Source organism: Nostoc sp. UHCC 0251 (assembly GCF_034932245.1).
Taxonomy (GTDB): Bacteria; Cyanobacteriota; Cyanobacteriia; order Cyanobacteriales; family Nostocaceae; genus Nostoc.
The window spans coordinates 1-7,507 of the sequence record NZ_JAYGHD010000440.1; the positions used below are offsets into that span (position 1 = coordinate 1).

Annotated in this window: 7 protein-coding genes and 1 pseudogene; all 8 read right to left on the minus strand. The window is 51.6% G+C overall.

The genetic code is table 11. From position 1 onward, the window contains the following. Nucleotides 1-97: 97 nt before the first annotated feature. Nucleotides 98-301, minus strand: a pseudogene (locus VB740_RS34770) (zinc ribbon domain-containing protein); the annotation flags it as partial. A 179-nt stretch (nucleotides 302-480) separates the two neighbouring features. Further along, nucleotides 481-1,107 (minus strand): nucleotidyltransferase family protein, encoded by a 627-nt coding sequence (locus tag VB740_RS34775; RefSeq protein ID WP_323204364.1) that lies wholly within the window; start codon nucleotides 1,105-1,107, stop codon nucleotides 481-483. Between the two features lie 23 nt (nucleotides 1,108-1,130). Beyond that, the gene (locus VB740_RS34780; protein ID WP_323204365.1) at nucleotides 1,131-2,300 is read right to left on the minus strand and encodes an XdhC/CoxI family protein; all 1,170 of its coding nucleotides are present in this window, start codon (nucleotides 2,298-2,300) and stop codon (nucleotides 1,131-1,133) included. A 60-nt stretch (nucleotides 2,301-2,360) separates the two neighbouring features. After that, nucleotides 2,361-2,525, minus strand: coding sequence for an XdhC family protein (locus tag VB740_RS36920; RefSeq protein WP_416291234.1), 165 nt, complete (start codon nucleotides 2,523-2,525; stop codon nucleotides 2,361-2,363). Nucleotides 2,526-2,629: 104 nt separating this feature from the next. Continuing rightward, entirely contained in the window at nucleotides 2,630-4,846 is a 2,217-nt protein-coding gene (locus VB740_RS34790) for a xanthine dehydrogenase family protein molybdopterin-binding subunit (RefSeq protein WP_323204367.1), read from the minus strand. A gap of 18 nt (nucleotides 4,847-4,864) precedes the next feature. Then, nucleotides 4,865-5,857, minus strand: coding sequence for a xanthine dehydrogenase family protein subunit M (locus tag VB740_RS34795; protein WP_323204368.1), 993 nt, complete (start codon nucleotides 5,855-5,857; stop codon nucleotides 4,865-4,867). After that, nucleotides 5,844-6,689, minus strand: coding sequence for a 2Fe-2S iron-sulfur cluster-binding protein (locus VB740_RS34800; RefSeq protein ID WP_323204369.1), 846 nt, complete (start codon nucleotides 6,687-6,689; stop codon nucleotides 5,844-5,846). Before VB740_RS34800 ends, VB740_RS34795 begins: the two co-directional genes overlap by 14 nt. 246 nt (nucleotides 6,690-6,935) lie before the next feature. Beyond that, the gene (locus VB740_RS34805; RefSeq protein ID WP_323204370.1) at nucleotides 6,936-7,394 is read right to left on the minus strand and encodes an aldo/keto reductase; all 459 of its coding nucleotides are present in this window, start codon (nucleotides 7,392-7,394) and stop codon (nucleotides 6,936-6,938) included. Nucleotides 7,395-7,507: the final 113 nt, after the last annotated feature.

Sequence of the window (7,507 nt, forward strand, 5' to 3'; positions counted from 1 at the left end):
TAACTCGGAATCGGGTTTGGGGTAAAGGGTAAAGGGTAAGGGTTAAAGGTTTTTTATTTCCCTTTTTCCCTTTCCCCTTTTCCCCTTAACCGAGAAGTATTGGGGTTCTAGTAGATAGAGTTTTTTTGACAACTTCACCGCAGCTAGAGCATTCCTGGCTACTGTATTGCGGATTAACCGCAACCGTGACACGTTTAAATACTTTTCCAAAATATTCAACCCAGACACGAAACTGATACCAAGATGCATCATTAATAGACTTGGCTAAACAGTGATTTTTCACCATATTTTTAATCCTCACGGTGTTGGTTGAGTAAACCTTTTGGCGCGCTCGGAACTATGTGCAACCCGTTGAAGGGGAAATCGCCACATCCTATCCTGCAACTCTACAGCCTCTACATCGGCGTATTACCCATGTGACATTGCTAACACCCTACTCTGCTTCCTCGCCCACTCGAACCAGACTTGTGAAGGCTTCTTTTATTTCCTGTTCTGTTTAAGTCCCGCTAAAAATCGTTCATAGTCTAGTGGAGTGTCGATGTCGATCGCACCATCAGGAAATGAAACAGGAACAACTTCATCAATTAATTGATGAATCAGTCGTTTGGCACCTACATCACCCTGTAAAAGCATCAAATCTGGAAATAGCGTCAGATCGAATAGAGCGGGAACACCAACAGTTCCAGCATATGCAGAGGTGACGATCCGCTTACCTTTTAACCTATACTGTTCAACCAATTGCTGAATCAATCGCACTGAGATCAATGGCTGATCGCAAAGAGTGATGATCGCTGCCTCAAGCATATGACATTGGGTTTGTAATGCCTCCAGCCCTACGTGAATCGAAGAACTGATTCCTGTTGCCCAATCGTGATTTTCCATAATAGTGACAGGTAAATCACTCAGCTGTGACCGCAGTTGTTTTGTCTGTGCGCCCAACACGACAACAACGGGTTGGCATCCTGAAGCGATCGCTATTTTTGCGGTATGGCGTAGAAAACTCTGTCCTTGATATTGCAGCAGTTGCTTGGGTTTGCCCAAACGAGTTGATGCGCCTGCTGCAAGAATCAACACCCCGATCGTGGCTATAGCTTCAGTCTGTTTCATTTCGGTTTGTTCACTTACCTGGTTCATCCGTTCATCAAAACTCCATCAATACAAACAGTGTTGGATTCACTACCCTGATGAATGGGTGCTTTTCGGTCTTTTAGAGACTGACCGGATCGACCCGTTAATACCATTTGAATTTCAGTAACGATAGCCAGCGCAATTACTTCTGGTGAATCTGCGCCAATATCCAGACCTACAGGAGCGTAGAGACGTTGTAGTTGTGCGTCTGTTGGCACGAATCCTTCAGATTTGAGGTCTTGCAGTAATCGCTGGGTGCGGTTTTTAGGCCCAAGAATACCAATGTAGCGTACAGGAGAAGGTAATAAGGTTCGCAGCAGTGCCAAATCACTCTCATATTTATGAGTCATAACTATAGCAACTGTGCGTGAATTGAGATTCAGGTGGTTCTGAATTGCTTGGGGTTCGCTGAAAATAATTTGGTCACAATCAGGAAAACGCTCAAAAGTAATATAGCCAGGTCTGTTATCAACAACTGTGACGTGCCAACCTTGGTGTTTACCAAGATTAACAACGGGAATGGCATCATGACCTGCACCAAAAACTACTAAAGGAACAGCAGGATGAATGACTTCTAGGAATACTTCAGCGATACCACCGGGAAGAATATAAGACTTTAACCGCGATTTTCCTTGGTTGAGTATTTGTTGCACATCTACCAAAATCTGTTGCACAAGTGACTCATCTTCAATATCACTAATAACAGTACCATCTGGCTTCAAGAACAATCGAGATGCTATTTTGGCGCTGTCTCCAGTTATTTTAAATACGGTAGCCATTACTCCCGACTGTTGCCCATGCAGACATTGTGCAATAAAATCTAGTTGATCTTTGGCTAATTGGTTAGAAAGCGGCTCAATCAGTACCTCAATTACACCATTACAACCAAGACCAAATCCCCAAACAATATCATCGCTGGCAGTAGTATTATAATTGACAACAACCGGAACTCCGTCAGTAAACATTAGGGCTTGGGCTTTTTCAAACACATCACTTTCTAAGCAACCACCGCTCACGCAACCAATCATTTGCCCTTCTTCAGTGAGCAGCATCCGCGCACCAGGGCGACGGTATACAGAGCCACTGGTTTTGACAACAGTGGCTAGGGCTGTGAGTTGACCTTGATTTTGAGTTTGCTCAAAAGCTGCGAGTATGTTTTGAAGTTCTTTCATGGATAGTGTAAGTCTAGAAAAGACAGGAATTCTTTAATGCGTGAATTTTGAATTGCTGTATCAATTACTCTTGTCGCTCGCCGAGGCGGTATTGTACTCGACGAGCTTCGCTGCGCCCGTTCTGATGAAGTTCTTTGCGTGTTCGATAACGTCAGCTTCGAGGCAAACGGCACCGATCGTTCCGGTACTGGTGGTTCGCAGACCAGCATCCGCGCACCAGGGCAACGGTACGAAGAGCTTTCCACACTGCCCACCATTGCCAGCACATACCGTTTCCCCTAATCTTCGCTGCGACTACCGCTTGCACTTGGTTCATCAAATGACCTCACTCACAGCAGCTTGTCGGGCGTAATCGGCAACTCCCTGATGCGCTTGCCTGTGGCATGGAAGACGGCGTTGGCGATCGCTGCCGGGATGCCGACCATGCCGAGTTCGCCCATGCCTTTAACACCGAGCGGATTGACAATTTTATCATCTTCCTCAACGAATATCGTTTCGATCTCCAAGATATCGGCATTAACCGGCACGTGATAGTGCTGCAAATTCGGATTCATGATCCGCCCGTAACGATGGTCGATTTCAGTCGCCTCTTGCAGCGCCATACCAATGCCCCATACAACGCCGCCGATTTCCTGGCTGTGCGAGGCCTTCGGATTCATGATCTTGCCGCAGGCGGTTACTTCAATTGCGCGCGTGACGTGGACAGTTCCGACATCGGGATCAACCTTCACTTCAATGAACTGCGCGCCGTGCGCCATCGTAGTATACTTCTCGCGCTCCTCTGAGGGAAGCGACTCGAATGTTTCCGTGATTGCGGTGAGACCATTACGCTTCATAACTGTGGAGATGTTGACGAAACGCGACGGGTCGCTTTTTAGTCGCAGTCGCCCGTCGAGCATCTCGACATCGGAGGCGGCTGTCCCCTTGAGCGGAGAATTCGGTTCCCGGTTTGCGAGCGTGAGCAACTTCGTGCCGATGGCCAGAGCCGCCCCGCGCACGGCCGAGCCGACGCTCGCCGTCGTCCAAGATCCCCCCTGCGACGGTGATCGAGGGAACTTCGTGTCGCCGAGTTCAAATTTCACCTGCTCCAACTTCAGCCCCAGATACTCGGCAGCGATCATGGTCATCACGGTGTAGGTGCCAGGTCCGATGTCGCTGGTTGCACTGGCGACTCGCGCCGTGCCGTCCACCCGCAGCGTGATGAGGGCGGCAGCAGGCATCTGGGAAGCGCCCCAGACGCCGGTCGCCATTCCCCAACCGACGAGTAGGCGTCCGTCACGCATCGAGCGCGGCTCAAACTTGCGATTCTTCCACCCGAACTTTTCCGCGCCGAGTCGATAGCACTCCCGCAACGCCTTACTCGAAAATGGCTGGCCGCTCTCGGGGTCTACTTCGGCATAGTTGATCAGCCGAAGTTGGAGCGGGTCGATCTTGAGCGCGTAGGCCAGCTCGTCCATCGCGCATTCGAGGGCGAACATGCCGCTAACGGCTCCCGGTGCGCGCATCCAGGTCGGGGTGGGGAGGTCTGTGTCGGTAATCTTCAGCGGCGCGTAGAGGTTCGGGCAGGCGTAGACCTGGCGGGTGAAACGCGTGGTGTCGTCTGAGAACTCCTCAATGGTGGAGGTGTTGTGTACAGCTTCATGAATCATCGTGGAGAGCTTTCCCGATCGCTGTGCGCCGATCGCGATCTTCTGAATCGTGTGCGGACGATAGCCGTGGCCAGTGAACATTTGTGTGCGCGTATAGACAACCTTGACTGGGCGCTTGAGTTCGCGGGCTGCCATCGCTGTCAGCGCTGGATAATAGTTCGGGCGCAGCGACGATCCGAAAGCCCCGCCGACGAAGGGCGAAACCACGCTCACGTTTTCCTCAGGCACGCCGAAGCTCGAAGCCAAATGTGTGCGTACGCTATAGACCCCCTGCGTCTTGTCGAAGACTGTTAGCTTGTCGCCTTGCCAGACTGCGATCGCCGCGTGCGGCTCCATCGGGTTGTGATGCTCGATAGGGATGCGGTACTCTGCCTCTACCTTCACGGCCGCTGTACGCATCGCCTCTTCGGGATTACCGCGCGGCTTCGGAGGCGGCCCTTGGGTGGGGACGCGAGCGCTTGTGCGAACCGCCTCAGTGTCGGTCATGTGCTGCTGTGAGTTGTAGGAGACTTTAACGAGACGTGCCGCATAACGTGCCTGCTCGTATGTCTCGGCGACGACGAGTGCCACAGGCTGCATGTTGAAGAAGATTTTGTCGGACTGGAGCGCCCGAAACGACTTGTCTTGCTCCTCGGTGGCGCGGGGCGGGGACTGCTCCGTGGAAGACTTCGGACTAAGCTTCGGTGCGTTCAGGTGTGTGAAGACGCGAATTACGCCCGCAGCGCCTTCAGCCTCACGCGTGTCGATTGATTTAATCGTGCCCTTTGCTACGGTTCCTAGCACGATAAAACCGTAAGCGAGATTGGGAACCTGGAATTCCGCCGCGTATTTAGCCTTGCCCGTCACTTTTGCGATGCCGTCCACGCGGCTCATTTCTTTGCCGATGTATCTTGCCATTTCTTTTATTCTCCCTAATTACGCCGCACCGCCCGTCATTGCTCGCTGCAAAGCCAGAGCAATGGCGCGTTTGCCCAGTTCGACTTTATAACCGTTATGTTCGAGCGGTTTCGCATCTTTGAGAGCCGCTTCGGCAGCAGCCCGAAAAGTTTCTTCCGTCGCAGGTTTTCCGATCAAAACCTTTTCCGCTTCGGCTGAACGCCAGGGCTTATGCGCGACACTTCCCAAAACAACGCGTGCCTGTTTGATGTTGTTGCCGCTTGTTTCTAAAGCAGCAGCCACGGCAAGCAGTGCGAAAGCATAGGAAGCGCGATCGCGAACTTTGAGGTAATAAGACTTGTTGGCGAAGTTATTCTTTGGCATTTCGATGCCGACGATCAATTCCCCATGCTGAAGATTGTGATCTTTTTCCGGCGTGTTGCCCGGCAAGCGATGGAAATCTGGGATCGGGATTGTACGTTCTTGCCCGTTCGTGCCGCGAATCCTCACTACTGCGTCAAGCGCATAAAGCGCATTCGCCATATCGCCTGGGTAAGTTGCCACGCATTTATCGCTGTAACCAAAAATGGCATGAATGCGATTAAGCCCCTGAATAGCTCCACATCCGCTGCCGGGTTCGCGTTTGTTGCACGGCATAGCGATGTCGTAAAAATACTGGCAACGGGTGCGTTGCATCAAATTTCCCCCGTTGGTCGCCATATTACGAAGCTGCACGGAGGCACCAGCTAAAATCGCCATTGACAAAAGCGGGTAATTCTGCCGGACGAGTGCATGGTTAGCCGTATCAGTATTTTTGGCTAACGCGCCGATAGAAATTCCGTTCGAGGTCGATCTAATCTGTGCCAGATTCAAACTTGATATGTCAACAAGTTCGCTGGGACGCTCGACGTATTCTTTCATCAAATCAATCAGATTTGTCCCGCCTGCCAGAAACTTTGCCGTTTGATTGGCAAAAACGGTGCCAACGGCGTTTGCTGCATCAGTTGCGCTGGAATATTTAAACGATTTCATCGGCTTTGCCCTCCTGATTTAAGGCCACGGCAATTTCTTCATCGGTAGCGAAATGCCAAGTCTGGGCTGTTTCGCGCCCGGAATGAACTTCTCTGATTGCCGCAACGATTCCCGGATACGCACCGCAACGGCAAATGTTGCCGCTCATGCGTTCTCTGATTTCTTCATCAGAGAGTCTTAAATTCTGAGCGTTCGTCCGCAAATTGTTAGTGACGTGACTCGCGTCGCCGTTTTTGGCTTCTTGCAGAAGCGCCACCGCCGAACATATCTGCCCCGGCGTGCAGTAGCCGCACTGGAAGCCGTCGTGTTTGATGAACGCCGCCTGCATCGGATGAAGTTCGTCACCCTCAGCTAGCCCTTCGATGGTCGTCACCTCTTTCCCCTCGCAGCTCGCAGCAAGTGTCAAACACGAAAGCACGCGGCGGCCGTCAACGATCACCGTACAAGCGCCGCACTGTCCCTGATCGCACCCTTTTTTGGTGCCGGTCAATCCAAGTCTTTCGCGCAGGGCGTCGAGCAGCGCCATGCGCGAATCCACTTCCAGGCGTTGAGTCGAGCCGTTGATTTTCAAAAGAACCTTAACGGCGTTTTCCACCCCAGCGTTTGGGGCGAATACTGCGTCGGGCGAAGCGGCGAGCGTGGCAAAGACCTCCTCCTTAGCCAGCAGGTGGAAGGCGAAGGTGCCGAGTGCAGCAGCCATACTTTGCCCCAAGAATTTGCGGCGAGCAGCGCCAGAAATACCGAGTTGGTCGAGCAGTGTTTCTTCGTCTGCGCTGAGTTGCTCATCGCTCTGGCTTGAACTGAAATCTTTCCGTTGTTGATTATCGTCCATGATCCTCCTTGCAAAATTCTTGAACAACCCCTGGACAACTGTCAATACTTGTCGGTTAAGGGGAAAAGGGGAAGGGGAAAGGGGAAAGAAAAAACCTTTAACCTTTACCCTTTAACCTTTTCCCCAAACCCAATGCCGAGTTAAAAATGCTTAACCGAGCAGTATTGGGACAACTGTTTGTTTTTCGTGCCGACTCTTCTAAGGATCTACACCCACTGAAGGCGCTTTTGAATCTTCCCTTGGGCGTCATTTCTTCTCGAAGACTTCTTTAGCCACGGAAATCGCGGTAACTGCGTTGGGCCAGCCCGCGTAAAACGCCAAGTGGGTAATGGTCTCGATTGGCTCGTCCTGGGTCACGCCATTTTCGCGCGTTCTCACGAGGTGAGATCGAAGCTGGTCAGGACGGTTCATTGCGATCAGTGCGCTGACGGTCACTAGTCTGCGATCGCGCTTTGATAGCTCAGGACGTTCCCACACATCGCCAAATGGCAGGTTGTCAGTGAGTTCAACTGAGACTGCCCCGATATTTTCGTCCAAGCGATGCAGCTTTGTGGTGCCTGGGATTGGAACAATCCACGGCTTCTGAGCCAGCAGCCAGGCGATCGCAATCTGAGCAGGTGTCGCCTCTTTTCGTTCTGCAATGCTGCCAAGCAGATTAATTAGCGCCTGATTCGCCTTCAGAGCCTCGGTTGTGAAGCGAGGCAGGGTGCTGCGAAAATCGGAGCTGTCGAAGGTTGTGCATCGCTTACTGGGATTGGAGTACTAAGCTAAAAATCTTTTAATTTGCATCCTCAAAAAAATGAATCTCTTGTGGGGTG